This is a genomic window from Citrobacter sp. A316 (assembly GCF_002042945.1).
Classification (GTDB): Bacteria; Pseudomonadota; Gammaproteobacteria; order Enterobacterales; family Enterobacteriaceae; genus Citrobacter; species Citrobacter portucalensis.
In genome coordinates this window covers 12,836-34,202 of record NZ_MVFZ01000010.1, presented here as the reverse complement: position 1 = coordinate 34,202, position 21,367 = coordinate 12,836, and the positions used below count along the sequence as shown (strand labels likewise).

Below are 21,367 nucleotides of genomic sequence, written 5' to 3'. Positions count from 1 at the left end.
TATCATCTTGTACGGTCGCGCGCCGTCTTCGCTTTATGGCAAGGCCAGCACAGACTTTGCAGGTTGTTATCTGCATCAGTGCCACCGTGAGCTTTAGGAATGATGTGGTCGACGGTTTTGGCCTCACGCACCACACCACCACGCAGGCACAGCTGGCACAATCCTTTATCGCGTTTCAGGATACGGGCGCGGATAACAGTCCACTTCGAGCCATAGCCACGCTGGTGGCGGCTCAGTCCGCGTTGATGCTGTGCCCATCCTTCACCACGATGTTTTTTGCAGTAACCCGAGGTGTCTGTCGTTGAGCCTGCACAACCATGCTTACGGCATGCGCGGGGAATTCGTGATGGCATAGAACTTCACTCTCCTGATGCTAAAATAGCTACCCCATGAAAAACCAATACGGAGAAAACATGAAAAACACTATTTCGAAAGGATTTCACCGGACAGGTATTCTGTTTGCTACCCCAATATTCATCTTTGGCCTTTTATTTTTATCAGCAGATACACCGGAGATGGGAATGTTAATTTCTCTGATATGCGCACTGTTTGTATACGGCGCGCTAAGACTTGTCGGATGGACTATCAACGGTTTCATTAAAGGCTACTGAAAATATTGTTGCAGCCCATCATGAAGGGCTGCTGTAATACCAATGTTCGATATCTGAATCGTGAAAACTGAAATCAGCATTACTTATTCGAAAACACCGCATGCAGCAGAATTTTTTGTTTTCCGGACACGCTGGTCCATGTCATTTTTCAGCAAAATATTCTGCCTGTGCGGGTGATCAGTTCTGCGTACATTGCCGCACGCTATTAATAAGCTGGCAGATCTGAGAAGCTGCATCGAAAAGATGACGCGCTTTTTCCAGGCTGACACAGCCCACCAACAAAAAGGGCACCAGTATCGCTACCAGTGCCCATCTTGCCGCCACGCGTGGCGTTCGGTGTGTCCAGTGTCTTCGTTTCATATCACCACCAACACACTAACGCTTTAACTGAAAGTGAGGCCCGTCCTTCAGCGTGCGCCAGTCTCCACCCCATTCAATGGGTGTTTCAAGCTCTGATGCAGCCTGCTTAAATGCCCTGGCAATTTTCTCGTACAAAGGCCACTCCCATGACACCTGGCTGCCAACGTAGGCCACAACATCAACCGCATCGCCGGTCAGATGGCGACTGTTCATCGTCTGGCTTTTGCCTGCGGCGACCAGTTGTTTCTGACGGTATTTACTGCGCAGACCTTCGGTGATACCAAAATCAACTTCCGTCAGTTCCAGAGCGCGACGCACTACCGCCACCAGTTGCGGCTTAACGCCTTCCAGATTCTTTTCACTGCGACGACTGAATCTGAATTTTCCCGACATACTTACCTCAGTAATGAAAGGATTTTTGACACATTCCCGCGCGCCCATATCACCAGCACGCAGAACAACAGATTAGCCAGCACCACCACCCAGTTACCGGGAAGAGGACGACCGCACAGATAACTGAGCGGCGCAACCGCATAGACAAGCATCAGCAGCCAGGCCAGCCACGACACCAGCGGTTTATGTGTGGCACCTTTTCGACGGTAGAAAAAAAGCGCCAGCACGATAACCGTACATAGCGCCACATTCAGCAAACCGGGAAGATTACCCACCATTACCACCTCCTCCGCCCCGCAGACGAGAGAACAGCCCAGATATCAGCAATGAAATCTCCTGCTGGTGGATGAACGACAGAATCTTCACTGACACCACAGACACCAGCACCGCACACAATGCATCTATCGAGGCGCTGTCATATCCGGCCTTATCAGCCAGGAATGAAGCCAGCACTTCTGCCCCCAGCACGCCGATGATGAAAGACACCACAAAGTGGCCCACAATCCTCCAGGCTGAAAGCGCCTGTGGCATCGTGGCCACAAACAGCGCCCCGGCAAATGCGCCAAACACAATCCCAAAATCCGTACCGGTGAACACGCCATATGCAGTCGCCCCACCAAGCGCTGCAGCAGTGCCCGTCCCGGAGACGGGTTCTGTAGCCATAATTTCTCCTGTAAATAAAAAAGGGCCACCAGCGGCCCGTAAAAAACAACACCCAGTCAAAGGCACCCGCAGATGCCTTTTGTATGGTGCTATTCAACCTTACGGATTAACGGCCAGAGCAGTGCAACCACTCCGACCACCAGCACACCATCCGCCAGCATCGACATCAGGTGCCCGGTAAAATCCACCGCCACTACCAGAAACAGCAGGACGGCAGCCAGCACAAGGCGCGCACTTTTCACAGGTACTGGTCCAGCGGCAGTTGCAACGCCTGTGCAATTTTCTTGAGCTGGGCTTCTTCCTGTTCACCGATGCCGTCCTGGTCAGCGATATCCAGACACAGACACAACACATCAACCGCTTCAGCTGTTCCAGCCACATCAGCCAGTTCACGCAATGCCTGAGCATTCGCGCTACGCGGTGATGCTTCGTAACGGGCACGAATATTCGCGCTCATCTGGGCAATCTCACCAGAGAACGGCGCAAAAGCCGGAAGTGCCGCAATGGTTTTCTCCAGCACCGCGATTTCTTTTGCATCACAGGTACCGTCAGCGTATGCAATGGAATATGCGCCCCAGACGGTCGCCTCCACCGCGTCGCGGTTCTCCATCTTCTTCACTTCAACAATTGCCTTGCGGGTTTTCTTTTTGAAAATACCAAACATCGTGACTTTTCCTTTAAGTGGGTGAGCCTGCGCCCAGGAGTGACCAGCCCACAGAGAAAGTCACACTGACCATCCCGTAAGCTCACCCCTGAAAGGCTCTGTGGTTTTTGATGTGCGCCGGGCGTGGCGCGGATATGAAAAAGGCCCGCCGTAGCGAGCCTGTCAACACAAGTTGTTACAACTGATAAAAAGTGTGATTTTCATCCCTGAACATGCACCTGAATGTTATTTCTGTTGGCCTCAGGAGCAAGTTCATTATAAGCCTTCACCAATTTCACTAATTTTTCGTTGGCATACATAAAGGCTTCAAAAGTGGCTTTCATTTTTTCGGAATTAACAATTTTAACATCGTCATCACAATAGCGGTCCGGAGTGCAATATAAAACTGAGAGCAGACTAAATGCCTGAGCGCGCTCAGCATAAACATTGTCGATTTGTTTTTTTAGATACTCACAGCGTTCTGATGCTTCTGGAACTGGATTAATCATATTATCCCTTCAAAGCACGAAGTAATATGCTAACAACCCCTGTAAAACAAAAAAAACCACCTCACGGGAGATGGCGGTCAAAAAATTGCATGAGATATATTTTATTATAATTCATACACCTGTTGCAGGTTATATGCGTGACAGAATCAGGATTTCTGTGTCTCAGAATATTAATGCAGTGCCGGGTTCTTCCTCCCGGAGGGTCTTGCGCCAGCATCAAGACCCGTAACGCATTGAATAAACGCAGACCTGTGCTGACTTACCTCAGTTAATCTGAGTTTCACTGCATTCAGATAGAACTTTATTGTTTTCCCGGTCCCAACAACTATAAAAAGTACTATTTGAATACATTAAAAATGTGTGACACGAGGTCTGCAACTGGTTTATACCACAGACCGAGGAGTGTGACAGAGTGGCGATGCAACGCCAAATTTTAAACCATCCCCATAAACTCTCGCCTACTCGCGCCACAAATAAGCCACCAACGATAGATAGGAAACCTTAATAATAAATGCGCCTTCGTAAGCTTATATAGTACAGTTAGAATTATTTTTTTTCAACCCAAAGCAATGCCACTTTCTATAGATCAGTTCTAATTATCCATTAAATCCAAAAAAACAAATCAGTAAAATTTATTTAATTAGCTCGCATTTCCATTAAAAATGCCCACACAATGGCGGCATAAAAAAAGATGCTGCATTGGCATTTTTACATAACAAATTCGGATGGGCCATCCCCGAACGATTTCCCCATGTCTACCTCAGCCACTCTCTCGGAAATGACCCATTCGAATTCTATGTGATTAAATTGAGTTGTAAGGTATGGCTTAAACTCCATGTAATTGAAATACCCAACCCTCAGAATAAGGCCGCCAGCGCTATCAGCGATATTCCTGTATAAATAGCAGCTTCGGCTACTCGGGTTTTTATATGCTTATCGGCCAGATGAGCGATAAAGAAGCAAAGCATTCCACCTAAAACAAACCATACTCCCATCGATATCCCCTTTCTCCACAAACGCCCTTTTACTGGCTTATAGTCGCAACCAGCACAACATCTGAACAAACTCTTATTTGTTCAGAATCCCTTGTCTGTTGTCACAATTCAAAAGTGAATGCCCTAAAATCCTGAGATCCAAGCTTATAGGAGCCTAATTGCACGTGATAACCATCGCCACGTACCTGTAGTTCTTTTCTTGCCATATATTCAGTTGCAAAAACACCCACAAGATGCCACGGAGCAGGACGAATTACAGCCCAGCCAATCACTCTTTCATGGTCTGTCGGATCGTGCGGTAATCCATGAACTACAAACATATATCATCTACCTACTCGGTTGCCCTTCTTCCTCCGCAATTTTCTTGAATTTTGCCAGGAAGTTATACATTGGCCTTATACATGGATAGGGATAACCATCACGCATAAAAACAACACGCCTCTCCTCAACACTGATTATTGTTACCAATGTGCCTCGATCATCTTTATAACTTTGACGGGGGCACGGATAATCATTCATGTCAAACATACAACACAATATACATTTGATAAAAAAAACCACCTCACAGGAAGTGGATGGCAATAGGCACGTGATAAATCATGTAGTTATTATTGGTACTATCGTTTATTGCATGCCGGACGTAGCATTTCCCATGAGGCATCGAGTGGTTCCCTACTCCCAAAACAAACCCACGACCTTTGACGTGATATTACCCGGTCGTTCCACAGCTGGGAGCTCCTCAATATTAAATGCAGCGCCGGTTATACCCGGAGAATCCTCAGTCAGCCACTGGGATTCGCAACGATTTGATCAAACGCAGACGAGGATGCTGTTTTGCCCCACATTGCGTGGGTATCACTGCATTAAAATGGTGTCTCACCACCATGTCAGTCCCGTTCATCACAACAACAAATAACGGCAAGACACCATTTGAATGCAAAAAACATGGCACACAGCCCCCTATGCAGCTGAGAAGCGAAATTACCCACTATTTCTGCCCCGCTTCGACTAACTTTCGTTAATCTGTGCCATTGACTCATAAGCCAAATTTGTCAGTCTAAGTTTGAGAGCCATTCCTGTTCTGCACGGGGATGTAGGCAGTACTGAACTCTCATTTTCCCTTTCAGACACTCTACTCACCTGAAAGGAAATCGGAGCGGGTAGCGGGAGTTGAACCCACATCATCAGCTAGGAAGGCTAAAGTAGCCGAGGTAATAATCATTATACGATACCCGCAAATGGTGCCGACTACCGGAATCGAACTGGTGACCTACTGATTACAAGTCAGTTGCTCTACCTACTGAGCTAAGTCGGCATTAAGTTGGTTCTTCAGGGACATCCATGACCGAGCAATATAAAGTCACCCATCAGAACCGCTGCAAATAATACGGATAGAGCATTTGTATTCAACAAAATCAATGTCAAAAAATGTAAAGTTTTATTATCCATTCATTAAATAGAACTATTAGATAAAAAAATAAAAGAATACTAATGCTGTTTTATTTTTGAATATGCATTTATTTTCGTTTTGAAATAAAAACCGCGAGATTCGGGTTTCATAAAAAGTTCATGCCCTTCAATTCACCTCACAATACAGTTTTGCGAAGCGTATTTGTTACCGGTTACTCGCATTGCAGCCCCACGAATAGCATCGACACCGATCAGCCCAACGCCATCACCGCCATCACCGCCAAAATAGGCAATGCGCAAACCAGCTGTAACGATCAACATAATAACTGCACCCAGCGGGGTATCTCCACACAACCTGCTCTGGAACAACTCCAGCCAGTCCGGCCAAGTATTTGAGTTATGAGGCATTTGTAGTTATCTCTCACCTCGCTGATACAGCAAGTACAAATTGAGGGAATACCACGTACCGCACATCAGAAGCGGAAACGTCAAAGAAGCCGAGCCAGAGGATAACTGCGGGATAGACCAAGCCAACGCACACCCAGGCCCAGAAACAACAAAACCCGCTCAATGGCGGGTTTAAGCTGTGTGGCGAAGTAACCACTCTTAACAGATTACGATAAAATTTGCGGACCGCGGTAATTTTTTTTGCTAAATTAAAGCCATATAAAAAATAAGACTTACAAGAAATTATTAGGATGCTAAGATTTAGCATGACTACTATTGCGCAATCATAGAAACAAAAAAAACTTAAAATTGGTTTTTACACCAGTAGTTCTGGGACTATCCGCAGCCATTCAGTTGCTAAGCAGGCAATTGAAAATCTGTATAATACTTGCGTAACCGTTACGAATAATCATTTTGATACCATTTATAGAAATAAAAAGTTAAAAATAGCTTTTATAAATAAAGATACAAAAGCTAAATATTTCTTCGGCTACATGTCATGCTCACGAGAAGAATATCTCCTTCCTTATATTGGTGATGAACACTGGAATGAGCACAACATACCACTAGATGATAAAAAATACATAGTCGAAAGAACCTATTTTTTATATTATTACGATAGTGATATTTTAATATTAACTCAAAATCATCTTGGGCCGAAAGAATCAGATTTAGCTTATCTGCTTTACAGCCAGAGTGGTAACCCTGGAAATAACTTTTCATTCCAAGCCATCTGGAAAAAAGAGAGCGTCAAAGAGCTACTTGAAACAGGTAGTACTTTGAGAAGTTGTGATATTGTCCTGGCTGCTCCCAGGAACTTTGATGCAACAAATTACCAGCTAAATAGTTCATTTTCTAAGGAACTGGTAAATATGATGGTAGGTCTGGGTGGAACACGTCTCAAGTTAAATCTAAGGGGGCGTGCATCAGGGAGATTAAAAGTTAAAGGTTATTTATCAGATCTCGTGAAGGATGGTATTAAAGAACTCCTTGAAAAAATGCCGGGAATTGTAAAAAAAGCGGCAGTAACACAGCCCAAAAATACCGTTGAACAAAGTCTTCTTGATCAGGTACTCATTTCAGAAAAAAACATATATACCGTTAATGGTTATGGCACTGATAGTGATGTTCTGCAAGCCATGATTTCTGCTAAAATTGATAACAATGAATACCTTAAGCAATACGATATCAGCAAAAAGAAGGTATAGGATATGTTATTGAAATACTTAAGAAACCTGATTGCAAGTGTTTTTTGCACATTGTTCCTACTGAGGTATATCCCTCAGATGGGGCATACTGACATACTTACAGCCTCCGGGGTTATTTCAACTGTATCCGGTATTTTATTTGGTTTTATTTTAGCCACGATCTCAATTTTTAGTGCAGCTAGCGAAAACTCAAACGGAATAATAAAAGCTTCAAAAAACAATAAAATACTTCAAGTTATTATTGTAAACCTATTAACCGCAGGTGCAACTTTAATTACGGCATGCGTTATTGCTTTGATAGCAATGTTTGCCAATGAAAAGACATTGTTACATGGAGAAAAAATAGAATTCATTTTAATTATCGAATCTTTATATCTTCTTATCATTTCAGTAATAACTTTTGCCTTTACATGGAGAAAAGTAAACTGGATACTCCCCCACATTTAAAAAGGGCAGAAATGCCTTTTTTTCTACTCCATTTCAAGTTTAACACCCAGCATAGAAAGACAGCCATCTATAAAGCCCTCTGCCATCTGGATCTCTATTCGTATCAATTTTTCATCTTTTTTGCGAACCTTTGCGATCTTCCGTTTCGGGATGCCATACAGGTAATGAGCCACAATCAGAGAGTGCTCATACGGTTTTCTCTTCTTAAGAAGAGCAAGGCAACCTTCAATGATTAATGCATCACTATCTGAACAAGCCATACGCGTCTTGCCGGTATATGGCAGAAGCCCCTTAAAACCAGCAGCTATCGGTGAATAGTCAACACCTGAACTATCACTCGCAGCCCAGGCTCCCCATAAATCTAAAACCTTCTGTATATCACGCATTATTCTTCCCCACTTACGCAAGAACGCCAATTGCCAGCGCGCGATCGATAAAACGAAATATCAACTCCAACTGGGAGCCATACTTTTCTTCAAATGCCACGGTGTCCACATGTAGCTCGTCGTGATGCCTTCTGCACAAAGGCAACACAAAGAGGTCATGAGCTTTTGTCCCCATTCCACCCTGACCGTGGCCAATCAGGTGATGCGGATCATCAGCGGGCTTTCCACAACATGCACACGGCTGCGTCTTAACCCAGCGCGTATACCTTTCGTTAACCCAGCGGCGACGTTTGGGACGTAACATAAAAGATTCCGGCGACTCCGGATCCACTTTTAGCGCCAGCACCTTTTTGGCTTTATCCTGGATGATGCTGGTGGCCGGAACCGAAGGTACAAGGTCACTCTCACGGGTTACCGATTGAACTACTGGCTCCGGCAATCTCAGGACCTTACAGGCTGCGCTTTCCGGCAGAACATCAGCCAGTTCATAGCGAACCAGCCACCAGCACAGTTCCGGTAGCGTAACGACATGGTTATCATCAAATCCGAGATCCCGGCGAACAACAGACAGCACCCAGCGGGCACAGTTATCCGTTGCCATTGATTCCAGCCGTTCCGTGAACTGCTCGCGCAGCTGATTATCACAATGCCAGCACAAGCGGATCGCCCCAGGAGCGTGGCGCATTGTTGTTACGTGCTCGCTGTGCCAGTCAGAGTGCGGCCACTGACAACCATTTTCCCGAAGCAACCAGCTTTCAAGGCTCTCTACTCCACCAGCTCGACGGATAACAGATTCATTGCGGAAAACCTCCCGAATAACGGGATCCTCAGCTAATGGTTGTGATGCCGCCGGAACGACACCACTGGCAAAAGAAGAATAACGTTCCGGCTCTGGCTCTAGCAGGACACGCCCCTGCATAAACAGGGGCATCAGCTCTGAACCGGGCCTGAACAATACGATCCCCATTCGTGGGGCAATTTCAGGGGTCAGTAACGCTCTCACGATCACCTCAATGAACGGTATCTAGCAGCTTCAGAAGCTCAGGAAATCTGGACTCGAAGAAATGCGGCTGCGTCTCGCGCGGATTTGCCGGGCTGGTGATGTTCTTGCCGAACATGCAGCCCTTCGCCGTCAGTGACCAGAATTTTTTGATGTTGTTAATTGCGGTACGGCTGTATCGTTCGCGTTGTTCAACGATCCCCAGCTTCGCCATCTGGTGATATGCCTGATTATCCGTCAGGCGGATGCCGTACAGCTTCAGCAATGCACTCAGTGACAACGTAGGGCGGCTTGAGCCATCGGGCGCATCAGCAGGAGCATCAATGGCATAGATCGGCATAAGTTCAGGAAGACCAGCTACCTTTGATAATTTCTGGTATGCATCAAGTTTCGAGGAGTTAGACAGATTTAGAGTCTTTGCTGCTGATTCAAGCAGAATGACCCCGGATTTAATTTTGTCGGATGTGGTTTCTTCTGGTGATGAATTATGAAGCGCATCAAAAGTACGTATCACTTTTAAGCTGAATGCCGGGCTGATCCACATTGCATATGCATAGACCAGCTCTTTACAGACATACGTCCCACCATTGCGCCCCTGAATGGTGATGACAGGAATACTACGGGAATCTCCCGTAGTTTCTTCTTCCAGTAATTCCACAAGAGCCTTCGTTTCAGGACGACGCATAAACTCGTGAACTTCCAGCGAACGGGAGGAGCGATTCTCACCAGCGGCAAGAAGAGCAGCTTTCTGAAGGTCGTTAAGACAGTAGTTAGATTCGAAGTACTGGCGCACAGAAACGCCATCAATTACAAGCAACTGATTCATTGGTTTCTCCACAAATTTTTATCCACGAGCGGGACTGCACTCCCTTTTCGTTGATGCAAGATGAACTTACTGCGATTTTTAATAGTTATCAAGGATACACTGTTCATAAATACAGTATCTTTAACGAGGTAATACCCAAATTTAGGGTGTTGCTCAATTCCGTTACCGAGTTGCTAATTTGCAACTCGCTTTCTCGTACTTACTGATAGTGATCTCGACCTTCCCTTCCGGAATAACCGGTCCCCACTCCACCAGCATCCTTTTCACCTGGCTGTCGTCTTCCCACACACCCGCGTGGGTCAGGGCGTCAAACAGCGCTTTGTTATAGTTGTCCAGATCGCGGATCCGGTTGTCCGGAGGAAACAACACGATTTCTACTGATGCTGGTGCCGTCGTTGGTTTAGGCAGGCGCCGCAGTTGTTCAATAATTGCTGCACACGCCTCGCTCTGGAATTTTCGCCCCGCCGCGCTTATCAGGCTCTTTCCGGCAAAAGGTCCTTTGTTTGGATGCCGCCAGTAAGTGTTCACACTGGGTGGAAATGGCAGGATCAGCTTCATACTTTCACGCCCCTCTCATGTAACCAGTGGGTTGCACGCTTTCTGGCATTCTCCTCACCGGCAAGCAGTGCGCGGATGATCCCTACGGCCTCGCAGTCGTTGTCCTTTATCGCGGTGTGAATCGTGATGCCCCGTGCCACACCACGCTTTATCGTGATAAAACCTTTTTTCTCCAGTGCGCGAAGATGTTCCACAGCAGCGTTTACCGAACGGTATCCCAGCATGATTGCCACCTCCTGATTGGTTGGCGGGTAGCCACGTTCTTTCTGGTAAGAAATCAGCATATCCAGCACCTGCTGCTGGCATGGAGTTAATGTCGTCATTCAGCCCCCACATAATTCCCTGACAGATACCATCCATCAGCCGACACAACGATCCTTTTGCTTTTACGTAAACACCGCTCACGACGTTGCAGAAAATTGTTTCGATCTGTCTGTGAATGGCTCTCGCAAAATGCCTCCATCCAGACCGTTGCTGCGCGTCGGTAGAGCCCCTTCGACTCAAGTTCTTCTGCCTTACGGGTCAGGCGAAAAATCACCCGTGGATCGTTAGTGCCGGTATAGCAATCTCGTACCCGTTTAGTCTCAACAGCGGGTTCCAACTCTGGCTCTTCCCCCAGAGCAAAATGCCTGTGAATATCACCCTGGCACTTATGGGACACTCTCCCGCTCTGACGTAACTTGCTAGCCGTCTGCAAAACACACCGCCGCGAATAACCTTCAAAAGCGTTTGCGATATCGCTGGAAGTGCAGCCCGGATTTTGCTCAATAAATTTTTGAACATCTGCCATTAAACTCATACTCACCCCCTGAACCCTGCCGGGACCTGGCTGTAATCCACGCTGTCGTAGTTGGACTTGAAAAACGGATCTTCACTTCTGGCACCAGACACCGATGGAACTACCCAGGACTCTTCAAAATGGCGGTCTGGGCCAAAGAACGTGACAGCCTGTTTCACGAATTGCGTGCCGCTGTTACCCATCGCAGATACCCAGCCAGCGTAACGCTTCACACCTTCCAGCATGGTTTCAGGATTTACCCCTTCGTTCAGTCGAGCTTTCCAGGCTTTGAAGGCTGCTGATTTTGAATTGCCACCAGCACGCGCGGGATATGACCGCCATGCCAGCTCAAACTCTGGCGAGTATTCAAGTCGTGTTGAACGTACCCGTGCAGACGCCTCAGCAGATGCGCCAATAGTCTTTGGTTCATTGACTGGTTCTTTGACTGGTTCAAAAGAGTGACTGGTTCTGGGTGAATCTCCTGCACTACCCCCTGGTGAATGTCTTGCACTACCTGGTGAATTTGCTTCACTAGGTAGTGAATTATTTGCACTCCCCCCTAGTGAATTTCCTGCACCATCCAGATGCAGACGATAGATATTGCTTGAGTTACCTTTGTCACCTTTCCGGGTAACCTTTTTTACCAGCCCTGACTCACAAAGCGCCGCAATATGATTCATCACCGAGCGTTTGCTGATCTCACACTGATCGGCAATATGCTGGTAGCTAGGCCAGCACTCTCCCTGATCGCTGGCGTTATCAGCCAGCTTAATCAGGACAAGTTTCCGCAATGGGTTACCCACACGAATTTTCATCGCTTTGACCATCAGCTCCATGCTCATGCTGCACCTCCGATGCGCCTCATGTTTTTACCGGAACGGAATGCAATAAGCGGCATGTTGACACGGTAATTACGGCCCAGCGGCTCACACACGACTTTCTGGCATTCGAGATCAACCAGGCTTACACGTAGAACATGTCCTTTGGGTGTCGTGTACCACTGCCCTGGACGAGGGCAGCAGGAAGTCTGGTTGATAAGACGTTTGAAGATATTCCGGATCATTTGCGCCCCCTTACCTCTGAAGGGTTCAGTGTCATATTGATGAGACTGGCAAGCGCCGCAGCGTCATTGATGCGGTCATAAAGGCTTACAGCCAGCGGAGATTCCATTTTGGCCAGCATGGGATAGAGTTGTTGCAGCCAGACTTTGTGAATTACCGACAGATGGGAGTAAAGAACGCTGGCGTTCTGCGCTACGTCGTTCAGTGAAGAAGGCTTTGAAAGCTGTTTCTCCATCTGGTTAAAGGCATTGATGTATGCCTCTTTAAACCGGGCTGCACGTTTGCCAGTGAAGCCCATAGCAAGGAATGCGAAGCCATCGCGGGTGATTTGATAGCAAGGAAGTTTGCGGCCTGTGCAATCGGTGTATTCGCTTGGCTGAAAATTCAGCTCAGCAAATTCAACCGAGCACTCAAGCGTCTGGATTTTTTGAATAACGTTTTTATGTTGCTTGCAGAAATATTCGGCGACTGCCAAAGAAGAGGTAACGACCTTACCGTGGATAACATCGATTTTTGGGTGAGTTTGGGTAGGGGTGGTTGCCATAGTGACATCCTCATGTGCGAATTTTGAAAACTCACCACATAAGACGCCAATCATAGAGGTGGTGAGACGTACAGGGTTGGCGTAACCGGTCGCACATGACCCCGGCGCATCTTTCGATGCCCCTGCACGCCCCACCATAATTTGGATGTGAGGAAACGTGCGCAAAAAAACCGCTGAAGCGCGGTTATGCGCATGTGCGAATTTCAGGACGCCAATCCCGGCACCCGCTTTATAAGGTGCCTGAACAGTGTAACGTCCAGAAATTGCAGAATCAATATCAACGCCCTGTTGGTGCTTCACACTCAACAAAGTCACGCCTGAATTTCCACAAAGGACTAAAACACTCATGCGGGTATCCTTCGCGCAGGTAGATAACTCGCTTGGTTTCTGGCTCCCACCTAATGACATGAACATAAAACCCTCTCCTGTCACGAAACCAGCGGTTAAGTTCCTGCACGACTCATCCCCCACAGTCAGGTAATGTTCTCTGTGGTTACTTACGACCAGGCCATTTGATAATCTGCACTCATGTCGTAACGGCTGGCGCTCATAAGCCTCTGGCGCCACCTGTTGCGACAAACGGTTATTTGCCGTTAAACTGTTCATGCGTTAGTTTCTCCACAGACACAAAACGCCACGGCGCCCGGAGCTGCACACTCGCGGGCGTCACTCTTTTCTGGGGCGCAAAAAATTTTGTAGACCAGTGCTGCATGTTCCTGGAGCTTCGAAATTGACAGATACAACTCGTCGTTAATGGCTGTTCGCTCGTGAGGTTCCACCACCCCATCTTCAATTGCTGAACGAATCTGTTTTGAATAACTGCCGATCTGCTCAATAACCTCCAGCAGACGCTGGTTAATATCAGCGTTCTCCACGTCCTCAACTTCCGGAAGCGATACAAACACCCCATTAGCAGACTGTGCGACAGCATCAGCGATGTAGTGAGTACCACTTGCTCGCTGTAACACCATTGCCCAGCCAAGCGGGAAAATCTGATCGCCATCTGCACGAAGGCGGTTGAATAATGCGTTCTCAGTTACATCCAGCCACTCAGTTGCTTCGGCATAACCCCCCGGCAACGCCGCAATAGTTTTCCTGACAGCCTTCACATACCACTCAGGCTGTTTTTCTACCTTCCAGTGACACTTACCCACGGCTCACCTCCTGTTCCTGTGGTTTCAGCTCGCTCTGGTTTTGGCTAGATTGAAAACGAGCCGGGTAGAGAATCTGCATTTCGCTAATTTCACCCTTGAAAAATTTGGCGAGACGTTCCGCGAGATCGATGGATGGAACCTGCTCCAGTCTCTCAATACGGCTTAACGTCGCCTGATTGACCTGAACACACTCAGCTACATGCTGTAATGTAAAACCATGCGCCTTACGCACATTTCGTAATGGTGATTGCATACACCCTCCAATTATTGCGTCATGTGCATGTTATTTGACGCAAGTAAATTGCGCAAGTTGATTTGCTTAACTCGCAATAAAGAAATGTAATAAACGCATGAGCATAGGAAACCGAGTTAGACAGCTTCGCCAAGCGAAGAACATGAAAATTGCCGACCTAGCTGAAGCCATTGGTGTGGATTCGGCGAATATCTCACGCCTTGAAACAGGTAAGCAGAAGCAATTTACCGAGCAAGCCCTGGGCAATATAGCCAAGAGCTTAGACGTTGAAATTGCTGATCTCTTTACCTCTGAACTCAAAAATAATACTGTATATAAAAACAGTATTAGTGAGGGTGATGTGCAGGTGAAGGATGTATTCCGTATTGAATTGCTGGATGTCAGTGCCAGTGCGGGAAATGGCCTTATCCAGGGTGGTGATGTCATTGATGTGATTCATGCTATCGAATACAGAACTGATAATGCTTTATCGATGTTTGGCGGCCGACCTGCCAATCACATAAAAGTCATCAACGTTCGTGGGGACAGTATGTGTCCAACCATTGAGCCTGGAGATCTAATCTTCGTTGATATCAGCATCAATCAGTTCGATGGTGATGGTATCTATGTCTTTGGTTTTGACGACAAAATATACGTTAAACGACTGCAAATGATCCCAGACAAACTGTTGGTAATTTCTGATAACCAGATTTACCGTGAATGGGGAATCACCAGCGAAAACGAACACCGATTCATGGTCTTTGGAAAGGTCTTAATCAGTCAGTCGCAAACCCTTAAGCGACACAATTAAGCCAGCATACTCTTCATCGGCCACCACTAGGTGGCTTTTTTTTACCCTATGGGTTGCATATCTCGCAATAAAAATACTTGCACACTACGCAATTTCATTTTATCTTTCCCCACAGACAAACGAACAGGCGAAACACCAAAGAAACTTTGGTTGTAACACGGCGTATGGCACATGCGTCGTTAGCGGTCTGGCAACGTTAAAGGGGCAAACCTCCCCTAGCTCGGCGAACAAGTCAGGTAGCCGGAATGTGCAAGCCAATGAGGGTACGTATAGGGCGCCTAACCAGCGTGGCGATTCGGTTTGACGCCTGGGAAGAGACCAGGATGCAACGATGAGAGCATTTATGGATCCGCAACAAATGTGGTGTCTTAACTGGCTAAGTGCTCTCAGCGTTGTGGTAATCCGCGAAATGGCGCGGCGGTAAGTATGGCCGGGTTACGCTTTCCCGAGTTGAGGACACCGGATTGTCAGGTTGACCATACGCCTGAGTGGCAATCCCGCCACAACTCCCATTGCTTTGGCGGTACCAGTTTTTTCCTTAGTCCTTTCTGGTACCGACCTTTTTACAAAACAGAGAAAAGTATCCCCGGATGACGGGGTCATAACCCGATCCATCCTGATAGTTGTGGCCACTGATGCTCTTATCTGTTTTGTGGAGAAACTAACCGACCTTACAGGGTCGATATGCAGAGACTGAACAGTTAGTGAAGTAACAAGGTGATCGCATATGCTTCAAATGTTAACTCTTGAAGAATGGGCCTCTGAAAAATACAGAAGTAATCCTCCAAGTGTGTCCACATTGCGTCGTTATGCTAAGCAGAATTTATTTTGCCCACCGGCCATGAAACAAGGTCGGTTATGGCGAGTGCGTGAGGACGCCGAATTAGTTGGGGAGTTGGTAACACCAGTAATCAAGAAAAATGACTCATTACTTTTGCAACGGATTTTGAGTGATGGCAGCCAGACCGCGTAAGAATAATGTTTCAGTCCCTAACTTATATCCGCTTTATAGTCGGAAGGTAAATAAAGTCTATTGGCGGTATAAGCATCCAATAACAGGGAAATTCCATGCTTTGGGAACAAACGAAGCTGAAGCCATCGCTATTGCCACTGAAGCCAATACACGCCTGGCTGAGCAAAGAACTCGGCAGATTCTGGCTATCAGTGACAGGATCGCAACCAGCAAAGGGAAAGCAATCACAACGTCAACCTGGTTAGATCGCTACCAAGCGATCCAGGATGACAGACTGAAAAGTGGTGATATAAGACTCAACACCTATAAGCAGAAAGCTAAACCAGTATCCTTGCTTAGGGAACGAGCAGGAATGAAGTTGATCTCAGCCGTTGATGTCAGAGATATAGCACAATTGCTTGAAGAGTATATCTCTGCTGGACAACCTAGAATGGCCCAAGTCGTAAGGTCTGTATTGATCGATGTGTTTAAGGAAGCACAGCATTATGGCGAAGTTCCACCAGGGTATAACCCTGCTCTTGCGACGAAGCAACCCAGAAGGAAAATTACCCGTCAACGCCTCAGCCTGGAAGAATGGCAAAAAATATTCGATATCGCAGACGCCAGTCATCGTTACATGGGAAATGCAATGTTGTTAGCGCTGGTTACCGGTCAACGTTTGGGGGATATATCTAAAATGAAATTCAGCGATATTTGGGATGACCATCTTCATGTCATTCAGGAAAAAACCGGGAGCAAAATCGCTATCCCCCTTTCTCTTCGCCTCAATGCGATTAACTGGAGTTTACGCGATGTAATAGCCCGCTGCCGTGATTATGCAGTCAGTCCATACTTAGTTCATTTTTTCCGCTCAACATCACAGGCAGAACGTGGGGCGCAGGTTAAATCCAATACATTAACGATGAATTTTAGTAAAGCGAGAGATTTAGCAGGAATTGACTGGGGAGAAGGTTCACCTGCCACATTCCATGAGCAAAGGTCTTTATCTGAACGTCTGTACAAAGAACAGGGGTTAGATACACAAAAACTACTTGGTCATAAAACGCAGCGACAGACAGATCGATATCATGACGACCGAGGCAAAGGATGGATCAAAGTAGCGTTGTGAAAATTTGAACTTCTCAGCGTCACCTTTAAATTTTTATCCATAAATGAATAAAGAGAAACATTCTGTATTAACTAGAGTTAGGAAACTACAATATAAATTAATTATGAATAATAGATATTAAGACTGAAAAATGCCAGATTGAATTTTCACCCTGGCACAACAAAATTATAAAAATAACTCAATGATAAGTTTCTTATTTAAACTTACAATGAGTAGTTAAGAATGAATATATAGGGCTAACCGTCTGGTATTTAGAAATTCTATTGTCGTATCCATTATTTACTCTGTGCTCTCTATGCTTTGCTGTTGTAATTATAATTTTCTCCTTCGCTCTGGATAATGCAACATAGATGGCGCAATCATTTTCAAACTTAGATTTATTATAGTTCCAAAATGCCTGATCCTCTAAGCCGATAAAAATAACTACTTTATATTCTAAACCCTTACATTTATGCACATTCATGACATGCACTGAGTTCTCAGCCTGAAACATTAAGGCTGCCTCAGAGAAAGTTTTCGTTACATCTATTGTGTAGCGTAAATGAAGTTCAAGACTGCGCCAAATCTGTCCCCAATATTCAGTAGACTTATACTGACTCCAGCGCCCAATCATTCTACTTTTGCCAAAAAAACTAATAATATCTTTAATACAAAAAATCAATAAACCAGGATTAAATTCGTCCTCTAAAATTCTTTTTTTTGACGCAATATTATCCGACAGTGATTTAATAAGAGCATCTTCTTTCTCATTACCGCGCTCAACCCTGTGTACACTAAGATATAAATCACAAAGCTTAGTATAGCTTGATAACGAACGTGATGTAAAAACCTTAAACAGTGCAGAAAATATTTGCCCTAATGGTTCTTTTAAAACATCCTGCAACTCCGACATTTCAAGATTGTTAATCCCTTTTGTCGTAAGCTTATCGCGTAGTTTTTTCGAATATTGTTCTGACTGCTGTTTAGACAATACGCAAATCTCACTTTCTTTAATGCCAGATGCGATAAAGAATTCTATTTTATCAGCAATATCGTTTGCCTCATAAATCTCATTATCATAGTGATGAATGGTACAATTATTGACAGGTCTTGTTATCGGTAAAAAATTAGTACTACCTTGTACAAAGTTAACAAAACACCTCAATACTTCCTGAATTTCATCACTGGCTCTAAAATTTTGAACTAACAATTTCCTGATAGTATCAAATTCTTTTTCATAGTCTTCAAATACTGTTTTCCTAGCACCAGCCCAAAGCATGATGCTCTGGTTAATATCGCCAACAGCTAGCAATTGTACTCCTTTATCTTTAAAAAGAAGTTTAATCAACTCATACTGATCGGAGCGCGTATCTTGAAACTCGTCAATGAAAACATGTGAGTACGTTAAAGAAAACAGATCAACAATATCTGCTCTAGCTCTTAAAATATCTAAAGCCAGACGTCTTATGAGATCAAATGACAACTTATCCTTACCGTTGCATTGCTTAGCGTTAAAAACTAAATCATAGCTATTATAAGGCCTTTGAGCCACAGGCAAGATATCTTTAAATCGGTCAACAATGCTCTTACAAAAAGCGTCAAAAGTATATGAATCAAAGCGATCGCTTTTTTGCCCACACCTTTTTATAACTCGCTCTTTTATATTCTCTTGCGCCTCTTTTTTATAAGAAAGACATAGTATGTGTTTAGGCCACATGCACTTACCCGTCTGTAATAAATAATTAGATTTCTGAGCCAAAAGTTCTGTTTTCCCCGCCCCGGCACCAGCGAGAACAGAAACAGATTGGTCACATAAGATAATATCCATCAATTCATTTGTCGGTGTAATACCTTCAGAAGGACTCCATTGATTTATCATTCAATAATCTCCGCTAGCATTTTTACTGTTTTTTCGGAAACCCTAATTAGCACAGGAGGTAATTTTTCTTTAATTTCATCCGAAGTGTATTTTTTTTCAATTTTTGTGAACATTCTGACATGAGATGCCGGTTTGCTTTTATTCGATAAAAAACGATAGCGATACCACAGAAAATATTTGAGATAATCAGCGGAAAATCCGTAACGAACCCCGGAGTTACCTTTTTTCAACACTGCTTTTATTAATTCTTTTTGTGCTCTGAGATTATCTTGCTCTCCTTGTTCACCCTCCTCAACGTCTCCTTTCTCGATACTTCTAGGGCCAATTTCACCATACATTATATCTTTTTCACAGAAGATATCTGGAAATGCTTCAATCATTGCATAGTCAATATCTAAAGGAGAAGAAAAATATACATTGCATTTCTCTAGTTCATCAACAATATTTATTGTCGCACCATCTTCATAATGAATAGTGAATTTTGTAGGATCTTGTTTATTATCCCATGATGGTATCGATTCAACTATATTTTTATTGATGTAAATGCTTCCACGCTCCTCAAACTCAGCTAATTGTTCAACAGCATATTTAATTCTTCCAAATCCACCACCATTTCTATCGATATCAAAATCTAGCAAAGTAATAAACGGTATCTGTAGTGATCTTAAAAGACGCCAAAAATGATTCACATGACGTCCACCAAGTGGAACAACTGATATAGAATGGCTGTCAATTTCTGTTGAATGCAGTTTAAGCACTTTAGGTATTATAACTTCCTCACTATCTCCCTCACCAAATATAACTAGTTTTGAAAAATAAATTTCTGGATAAGCTTTAACCGCCTCTTTGATAAACTTGGAAAGTTCATCATCTTTTTTAGGTAGGGATAATTCACTCACCACGGTACTTTTCAAATAATGATCTAGCCTGAAATGACGTATTTGTTCAGGCTCTACTCGACTTAATATAGAGGATGAGTGGGATGAAATTATAACTTGGCACAACTCATTACGACCATAGTCTTTAACTAATTTAATTATTCTACCTAAGTAATGAGGTGAAAGATGATTTTCTGGTTCCTCTAAAGAAATCATGCTGAATATAGGCAATCTCATTTTTTCAGGATTAAAATTAGAAGTCTCTCCTGATGAAATAAATTTCCTTGTGTTTTTATCAATATCAAACATCGCTTTAATGAGAGAGAAATAAACCAGTGATTTTTGCCCATCGCTTAATCGGTCTACATTAACTGTATTTCCCACCTCATCTGGATTAAACTGAAGTTGAATCAACTTAAGAATTTCATCAATATTAGCAACTGGAAAGTTAAGCGACGCTTGTGACAAATATCGTCCTTTGTAGATACTTCCCCAACTTTCGTTGATTGCTACTGCAATCTCCGTAAGTGCAGAATTTTGCCTCGTTAATGCATTTAATTTGGATGCTTGCTCTTCTATTATTTTCTGACTTCCTCCTGCCCATTCTATAGCCTTTAGCAGGCGACCAAGAACAGCTTTAGATGAATATTTTAATTGTAACGAAGGATCCCTATTAGCTGGAACATAATTAACTTGGATTGCATTTCTTACTGCAGCAGATAATCTTTGCTTACTGCTCTCCTCAACCACATCATCACTAGTACTAACTACCCAAGTATCTTCGTCAATATCTCCAATTGGATTTACTTCAAATGAAAGTTTGCCCTCGAGCCTTACTCTAAAAAGAATGCCCCCATCAGACTTATCAATAGTGAGATGTTCAATTAAAGGAGGAATTGAAATTTTTCCTTCCTTTGGCTTTGGGAAGCTAAACCAAGCTTCTATAATTAAGTTTCTATCCTTTTCCTCTTTTACTACATCCGCATTGTGAAAATCATTTATTGACAAACTACGTAATGAATGATCCACTGAGAACAATTTATTAAGTGCTTCCATCGCTGAACTTTTACCAGTTCCGTTATGACCGATGAACGTTGTTAATTCATGTTCAAAATGAATCGTTTGAGGATTTTCGTTGGAAATACTTTTAAAACCGGAGATAAAAATTTTCTTAAGTTGCATACATCATTCCTTTTTATACAAACACTCAATCCTGAAACACATTATTTCATCATATTGTTTTTATTTTTAGTTGCAATAATTGAATACAACTAGTGAACAAAAAAGGAAAAATTCTAAACGCTCATCACATAAAATTTCAACGAAGTGTTGCCTACAATCTCTCTATGCAACCCATTCATCCCACATAGTGGACTGAGCGACGATATAAATAATTTTTAAAGTATAGGGGTAATGTAAGATTAACTAGAATAAGTGACCGATTTAGCATTGATCAGACATAAATATTAGTAAACGTTCAGCAATAATAACCATAAACAGCTGAGGTATGCCTG

The 21,367-nt window shown here is 44.3% G+C and carries 31 protein-coding genes, 2 tRNA genes and 1 pseudogene; 7 read left to right on the top strand and 27 right to left on the bottom strand.

Annotated features, from left to right (window positions below):
- Positions 1 to 2 precede the first annotated feature (2 nt).
- Entirely contained in the window at positions 3 to 353 is a 351-nt protein-coding gene (locus BZK41_RS13545; RefSeq protein WP_079938463.1) for an HNH endonuclease signature motif containing protein, read from the bottom strand.
- A 60-nt stretch (positions 354 to 413) separates the two neighbouring features.
- Here BZK41_RS13545 and BZK41_RS13540 point away from each other — a divergent pair, with 60 nt between their 5' ends.
- Complete coding sequence (locus tag BZK41_RS13540; protein ID WP_079938462.1) at positions 414 to 611, top strand: hypothetical protein; 198 nt, start codon at positions 414 to 416, stop codon at positions 609 to 611.
- A gap of 177 nt (positions 612 to 788) precedes the next feature.
- Here the strand turns inward: BZK41_RS13540 and BZK41_RS13535 are convergent, their stop codons facing one another.
- The 12 genes from BZK41_RS13535 to BZK41_RS13485 form a co-directional block, all read right to left on the bottom strand.
- Positions 789 to 971 carry a hypothetical protein gene (locus tag BZK41_RS13535; RefSeq protein WP_079938461.1) on the bottom strand — a complete coding sequence of 61 codons (183 nt, stop codon included), beginning with the start codon at positions 969 to 971 and terminating at the stop codon, positions 789 to 791.
- 15 nt (positions 972 to 986) lie between these two features.
- Positions 987 to 1,364 carry a M15 family metallopeptidase gene (locus BZK41_RS13530; protein ID WP_079938460.1) on the bottom strand — a complete coding sequence of 126 codons (378 nt, stop codon included), beginning with the start codon at positions 1,362 to 1,364 and terminating at the stop codon, positions 987 to 989.
- Positions 1,365 to 1,366: 2 nt separating this feature from the next.
- Positions 1,367 to 1,642, bottom strand: a complete 276-nt coding sequence (locus tag BZK41_RS13525) for a phage holin family protein (protein ID WP_079938459.1) — start codon at positions 1,640 to 1,642, stop codon at positions 1,367 to 1,369.
- Positions 1,632 to 2,027, bottom strand: coding sequence for a putative holin (locus BZK41_RS13520; RefSeq protein ID WP_079938458.1), 396 nt, complete (start codon positions 2,025 to 2,027; stop codon positions 1,632 to 1,634). The genes BZK41_RS13525 and BZK41_RS13520 overlap by 11 nt, the downstream gene beginning before the upstream one ends.
- Positions 2,028 to 2,116: 89 nt before the next feature.
- Entirely contained in the window at positions 2,117 to 2,269 is a 153-nt protein-coding gene (locus BZK41_RS13515) for a DUF3927 family protein (RefSeq protein WP_079938457.1), read from the bottom strand.
- Entirely contained in the window at positions 2,266 to 2,691 is a 426-nt protein-coding gene (locus BZK41_RS13510; RefSeq protein ID WP_079938456.1) for a tellurite resistance TerB family protein, read from the bottom strand. Before BZK41_RS13510 ends, BZK41_RS13515 begins: the two co-directional genes overlap by 4 nt.
- Positions 2,692 to 2,891: 200 nt before the next feature.
- Positions 2,892 to 3,179, bottom strand: coding sequence for a hypothetical protein (locus tag BZK41_RS13505; RefSeq protein WP_079938455.1), 288 nt, complete (start codon positions 3,177 to 3,179; stop codon positions 2,892 to 2,894).
- Positions 3,180 to 4,036: 857 nt separating this feature from the next.
- Complete coding sequence (locus BZK41_RS27275) at positions 4,037 to 4,174, bottom strand: hypothetical protein (protein WP_158083350.1); 138 nt, start codon at positions 4,172 to 4,174, stop codon at positions 4,037 to 4,039.
- A 327-nt stretch (positions 4,175 to 4,501) separates the two neighbouring features.
- Positions 4,502 to 4,702, bottom strand: coding sequence for a DUF4222 domain-containing protein (locus tag BZK41_RS13495; protein WP_079938453.1), 201 nt, complete (start codon positions 4,700 to 4,702; stop codon positions 4,502 to 4,504).
- A 627-nt stretch (positions 4,703 to 5,329) separates the two neighbouring features.
- Positions 5,330 to 5,410: transfer RNA gene (locus tag BZK41_RS27270), tRNA-Gly, on the bottom strand.
- Positions 5,411 to 5,413: 3 nt separating this feature from the next.
- A tRNA-Thr gene (locus BZK41_RS13490) sits at positions 5,414 to 5,489 on the bottom strand.
- Positions 5,490 to 5,755: 266 nt separating this feature from the next.
- The gene (locus BZK41_RS13485; RefSeq protein ID WP_079938452.1) at positions 5,756 to 5,992 is read right to left on the bottom strand and encodes a hypothetical protein; all 237 of its coding nucleotides are present in this window, start codon (positions 5,990 to 5,992) and stop codon (positions 5,756 to 5,758) included.
- 347 nt (positions 5,993 to 6,339) lie between these two features.
- Between BZK41_RS13485 and BZK41_RS13480 the strand changes: the two genes are divergently transcribed.
- Together BZK41_RS13480 and BZK41_RS13475 are read left to right on the top strand one after the other, a co-directional pair.
- The gene (locus BZK41_RS13480) at positions 6,340 to 7,239 is read left to right on the top strand and encodes a DUF6731 family protein (RefSeq protein WP_366557295.1); all 900 of its coding nucleotides are present in this window, start codon (positions 6,340 to 6,342) and stop codon (positions 7,237 to 7,239) included.
- A gap of 3 nt (positions 7,240 to 7,242) precedes the next feature.
- Positions 7,243 to 7,686: a hypothetical protein gene (locus BZK41_RS13475; protein ID WP_079938450.1), complete on the top strand. Its 444-nt coding sequence runs from the start codon at positions 7,243 to 7,245 to the stop codon at positions 7,684 to 7,686.
- 23 nt (positions 7,687 to 7,709) lie between these two features.
- Here the strand turns inward: BZK41_RS13475 and BZK41_RS13470 are convergent, their stop codons facing one another.
- From BZK41_RS13470 to BZK41_RS13420, 12 genes are all read right to left on the bottom strand, one after another.
- Positions 7,710 to 8,075, bottom strand: coding sequence for an antiterminator Q family protein (locus BZK41_RS13470; RefSeq protein WP_211280438.1), 366 nt, complete (start codon positions 8,073 to 8,075; stop codon positions 7,710 to 7,712).
- 10 nt (positions 8,076 to 8,085) lie between these two features.
- Positions 8,086 to 9,075, bottom strand: a complete 990-nt coding sequence (locus BZK41_RS13465; RefSeq protein ID WP_079938574.1) for a DUF968 domain-containing protein — start codon at positions 9,073 to 9,075, stop codon at positions 8,086 to 8,088.
- Positions 9,076 to 9,082: 7 nt separating this feature from the next.
- Positions 9,083 to 9,898 carry a KilA-N domain-containing protein gene (locus BZK41_RS13460; protein WP_079938448.1) on the bottom strand — a complete coding sequence of 272 codons (816 nt, stop codon included), beginning with the start codon at positions 9,896 to 9,898 and terminating at the stop codon, positions 9,083 to 9,085.
- A gap of 162 nt (positions 9,899 to 10,060) precedes the next feature.
- Positions 10,061 to 10,456 (bottom strand): RusA family crossover junction endodeoxyribonuclease, encoded by a 396-nt coding sequence (locus BZK41_RS13455; protein WP_079938447.1) that lies wholly within the window; start codon positions 10,454 to 10,456, stop codon positions 10,061 to 10,063.
- Positions 10,453 to 10,779, bottom strand: a complete 327-nt coding sequence (locus BZK41_RS13450) for a LexA family transcriptional regulator (protein ID WP_079938446.1) — start codon at positions 10,777 to 10,779, stop codon at positions 10,453 to 10,455. Before BZK41_RS13450 ends, BZK41_RS13455 begins: the two co-directional genes overlap by 4 nt.
- Positions 10,776 to 11,255, bottom strand: a complete 480-nt coding sequence (locus BZK41_RS13445; RefSeq protein WP_079938445.1) for a PerC family transcriptional regulator — start codon at positions 11,253 to 11,255, stop codon at positions 10,776 to 10,778. The genes BZK41_RS13450 and BZK41_RS13445 overlap by 4 nt, the downstream gene beginning before the upstream one ends.
- Positions 11,256 to 11,257: 2 nt before the next feature.
- Entirely contained in the window at positions 11,258 to 12,076 is an 819-nt protein-coding gene (locus tag BZK41_RS13440; protein ID WP_079938444.1) for a helix-turn-helix domain-containing protein, read from the bottom strand.
- Positions 12,073 to 12,297 carry a hypothetical protein gene (locus BZK41_RS13435; protein ID WP_079938443.1) on the bottom strand — a complete coding sequence of 75 codons (225 nt, stop codon included), beginning with the start codon at positions 12,295 to 12,297 and terminating at the stop codon, positions 12,073 to 12,075. Before BZK41_RS13435 ends, BZK41_RS13440 begins: the two co-directional genes overlap by 4 nt.
- Complete coding sequence (locus BZK41_RS13430) at positions 12,294 to 13,187, bottom strand: Rha family phage regulatory protein (protein WP_249025131.1); 894 nt, start codon at positions 13,185 to 13,187, stop codon at positions 12,294 to 12,296. Before BZK41_RS13430 ends, BZK41_RS13435 begins: the two co-directional genes overlap by 4 nt.
- On the bottom strand, positions 13,117 to 13,296 hold the full coding sequence (locus BZK41_RS27555; protein WP_249025132.1) for a DUF4222 domain-containing protein: 180 nt from the start codon (positions 13,294 to 13,296) through the stop codon (positions 13,117 to 13,119). The genes BZK41_RS13430 and BZK41_RS27555 overlap by 71 nt, the downstream gene beginning before the upstream one ends.
- Positions 13,297 to 13,441: 145 nt before the next feature.
- Positions 13,442 to 13,993, bottom strand: coding sequence for a protein YmfL (gene ymfL / locus BZK41_RS13425; RefSeq protein WP_079938441.1), 552 nt, complete (start codon positions 13,991 to 13,993; stop codon positions 13,442 to 13,444).
- Positions 13,986 to 14,246 carry a helix-turn-helix transcriptional regulator gene (locus tag BZK41_RS13420; RefSeq protein ID WP_079938440.1) on the bottom strand — a complete coding sequence of 87 codons (261 nt, stop codon included), beginning with the start codon at positions 14,244 to 14,246 and terminating at the stop codon, positions 13,986 to 13,988. Before BZK41_RS13420 ends, ymfL begins: the two co-directional genes overlap by 8 nt.
- 97 nt (positions 14,247 to 14,343) lie before the next feature.
- Here BZK41_RS13420 and BZK41_RS13415 point away from each other — a divergent pair, with 97 nt between their 5' ends.
- From BZK41_RS13415 to BZK41_RS13395, 4 genes and pseudogenes are all read left to right on the top strand, one after another.
- Positions 14,344 to 15,036: a helix-turn-helix transcriptional regulator gene (locus tag BZK41_RS13415; protein ID WP_079938439.1), complete on the top strand. Its 693-nt coding sequence runs from the start codon at positions 14,344 to 14,346 to the stop codon at positions 15,034 to 15,036.
- A gap of 495 nt (positions 15,037 to 15,531) precedes the next feature.
- A pseudogene (locus tag BZK41_RS13405) lies at positions 15,532 to 15,733 on the top strand (hypothetical protein); the annotation flags it as partial.
- 30 nt (positions 15,734 to 15,763) lie between these two features.
- Positions 15,764 to 16,009, top strand: a complete 246-nt coding sequence (locus BZK41_RS13400) for an excisionase-like protein from lambdoid prophage 14 (RefSeq protein ID WP_000939946.1) — start codon at positions 15,764 to 15,766, stop codon at positions 16,007 to 16,009.
- Positions 15,990 to 17,117, top strand: coding sequence for a site-specific integrase (locus BZK41_RS13395; RefSeq protein WP_079938438.1), 1,128 nt, complete (start codon positions 15,990 to 15,992; stop codon positions 17,115 to 17,117). Before BZK41_RS13400 ends, BZK41_RS13395 begins: the two co-directional genes overlap by 20 nt.
- A 193-nt stretch (positions 17,118 to 17,310) precedes the next feature.
- Here the strand turns inward: BZK41_RS13395 and BZK41_RS13390 are convergent, their stop codons facing one another.
- Both BZK41_RS13390 and BZK41_RS13385 read right to left on the bottom strand, forming a co-directional pair.
- Complete coding sequence (locus BZK41_RS13390) at positions 17,311 to 18,975, bottom strand: ATP-dependent helicase (RefSeq protein WP_079938437.1); 1,665 nt, start codon at positions 18,973 to 18,975, stop codon at positions 17,311 to 17,313.
- Positions 18,972 to 21,035 (bottom strand): AAA family ATPase, encoded by a 2,064-nt coding sequence (locus BZK41_RS13385; RefSeq protein WP_079938436.1) that lies wholly within the window; start codon positions 21,033 to 21,035, stop codon positions 18,972 to 18,974. Before BZK41_RS13385 ends, BZK41_RS13390 begins: the two co-directional genes overlap by 4 nt.
- Positions 21,036 to 21,367 lie beyond the last annotated feature (332 nt).

Excerpts from the sequence above, each read along its gene's own strand:
- BZK41_RS13545 (WP_079938463.1), bottom strand. The coding sequence starts at position 353 with ATGCCATCACGAATTCCCCGCGCATGCCGTAAGCATGGTTGTGCAGGC.
- BZK41_RS13540 (WP_079938462.1), top strand. The coding sequence starts at position 414 with ATGAAAAACACTATTTCGAAAGGATTTCACCGGACAGGTATTCTGTTT.
- BZK41_RS13535 (WP_079938461.1), bottom strand. The coding sequence starts at position 971 with ATGAAACGAAGACACTGGACACACCGAACGCCACGCGTGGCGGCAAGA.
- BZK41_RS13530 (WP_079938460.1), bottom strand. The coding sequence starts at position 1,364 with ATGTCGGGAAAATTCAGATTCAGTCGTCGCAGTGAAAAGAATCTGGAA.
- BZK41_RS13525 (WP_079938459.1), bottom strand. The coding sequence starts at position 1,642 with ATGGTGGGTAATCTTCCCGGTTTGCTGAATGTGGCGCTATGTACGGTT.
- BZK41_RS13520 (WP_079938458.1), bottom strand. The coding sequence starts at position 2,027 with ATGGCTACAGAACCCGTCTCCGGGACGGGCACTGCTGCAGCGCTTGGT.
- BZK41_RS13510 (WP_079938456.1), bottom strand. The coding sequence starts at position 2,691 with ATGTTTGGTATTTTCAAAAAGAAAACCCGCAAGGCAATTGTTGAAGTG.
- BZK41_RS13505 (WP_079938455.1), bottom strand. The coding sequence starts at position 3,179 with ATGATTAATCCAGTTCCAGAAGCATCAGAACGCTGTGAGTATCTAAAA.
- BZK41_RS27275 (WP_158083350.1), bottom strand. The coding sequence starts at position 4,174 with ATGGGAGTATGGTTTGTTTTAGGTGGAATGCTTTGCTTCTTTATCGCT.
- BZK41_RS13495 (WP_079938453.1), bottom strand. The coding sequence starts at position 4,702 with ATGTTTGACATGAATGATTATCCGTGCCCCCGTCAAAGTTATAAAGAT.
- BZK41_RS13485 (WP_079938452.1), bottom strand. The coding sequence starts at position 5,992 with ATGCCTCATAACTCAAATACTTGGCCGGACTGGCTGGAGTTGTTCCAG.
- BZK41_RS13475 (WP_079938450.1), top strand. The coding sequence starts at position 7,243 with ATGTTATTGAAATACTTAAGAAACCTGATTGCAAGTGTTTTTTGCACA.
- BZK41_RS13460 (WP_079938448.1), bottom strand. The coding sequence starts at position 9,898 with ATGAATCAGTTGCTTGTAATTGATGGCGTTTCTGTGCGCCAGTACTTC.
- BZK41_RS13455 (WP_079938447.1), bottom strand. The coding sequence starts at position 10,456 with ATGAAGCTGATCCTGCCATTTCCACCCAGTGTGAACACTTACTGGCGG.
- BZK41_RS13450 (WP_079938446.1), bottom strand. The coding sequence starts at position 10,779 with ATGACGACATTAACTCCATGCCAGCAGCAGGTGCTGGATATGCTGATT.
- BZK41_RS13445 (WP_079938445.1), bottom strand. The coding sequence starts at position 11,255 with ATGAGTTTAATGGCAGATGTTCAAAAATTTATTGAGCAAAATCCGGGC.
- BZK41_RS13440 (WP_079938444.1), bottom strand. The coding sequence starts at position 12,076 with ATGAGCATGGAGCTGATGGTCAAAGCGATGAAAATTCGTGTGGGTAAC.
- BZK41_RS13435 (WP_079938443.1), bottom strand. The coding sequence starts at position 12,297 with ATGATCCGGAATATCTTCAAACGTCTTATCAACCAGACTTCCTGCTGC.
- BZK41_RS13430 (WP_249025131.1), bottom strand. The coding sequence starts at position 13,187 with ATGAGTGTTTTAGTCCTTTGTGGAAATTCAGGCGTGACTTTGTTGAGT.
- BZK41_RS13420 (WP_079938440.1), bottom strand. The coding sequence starts at position 14,246 with ATGCAATCACCATTACGAAATGTGCGTAAGGCGCATGGTTTTACATTA.
- BZK41_RS13415 (WP_079938439.1), top strand. The coding sequence starts at position 14,344 with ATGAGCATAGGAAACCGAGTTAGACAGCTTCGCCAAGCGAAGAACATG.
- BZK41_RS13400 (WP_000939946.1), top strand. The coding sequence starts at position 15,764 with ATGCTTCAAATGTTAACTCTTGAAGAATGGGCCTCTGAAAAATACAGA.
- BZK41_RS13395 (WP_079938438.1), top strand. The coding sequence starts at position 15,990 with ATGGCAGCCAGACCGCGTAAGAATAATGTTTCAGTCCCTAACTTATAT.
- BZK41_RS13390 (WP_079938437.1), bottom strand. The coding sequence starts at position 18,975 with ATGATAAATCAATGGAGTCCTTCTGAAGGTATTACACCGACAAATGAA.
- BZK41_RS13385 (WP_079938436.1), bottom strand. The coding sequence starts at position 21,035 with ATGCAACTTAAGAAAATTTTTATCTCCGGTTTTAAAAGTATTTCCAAC.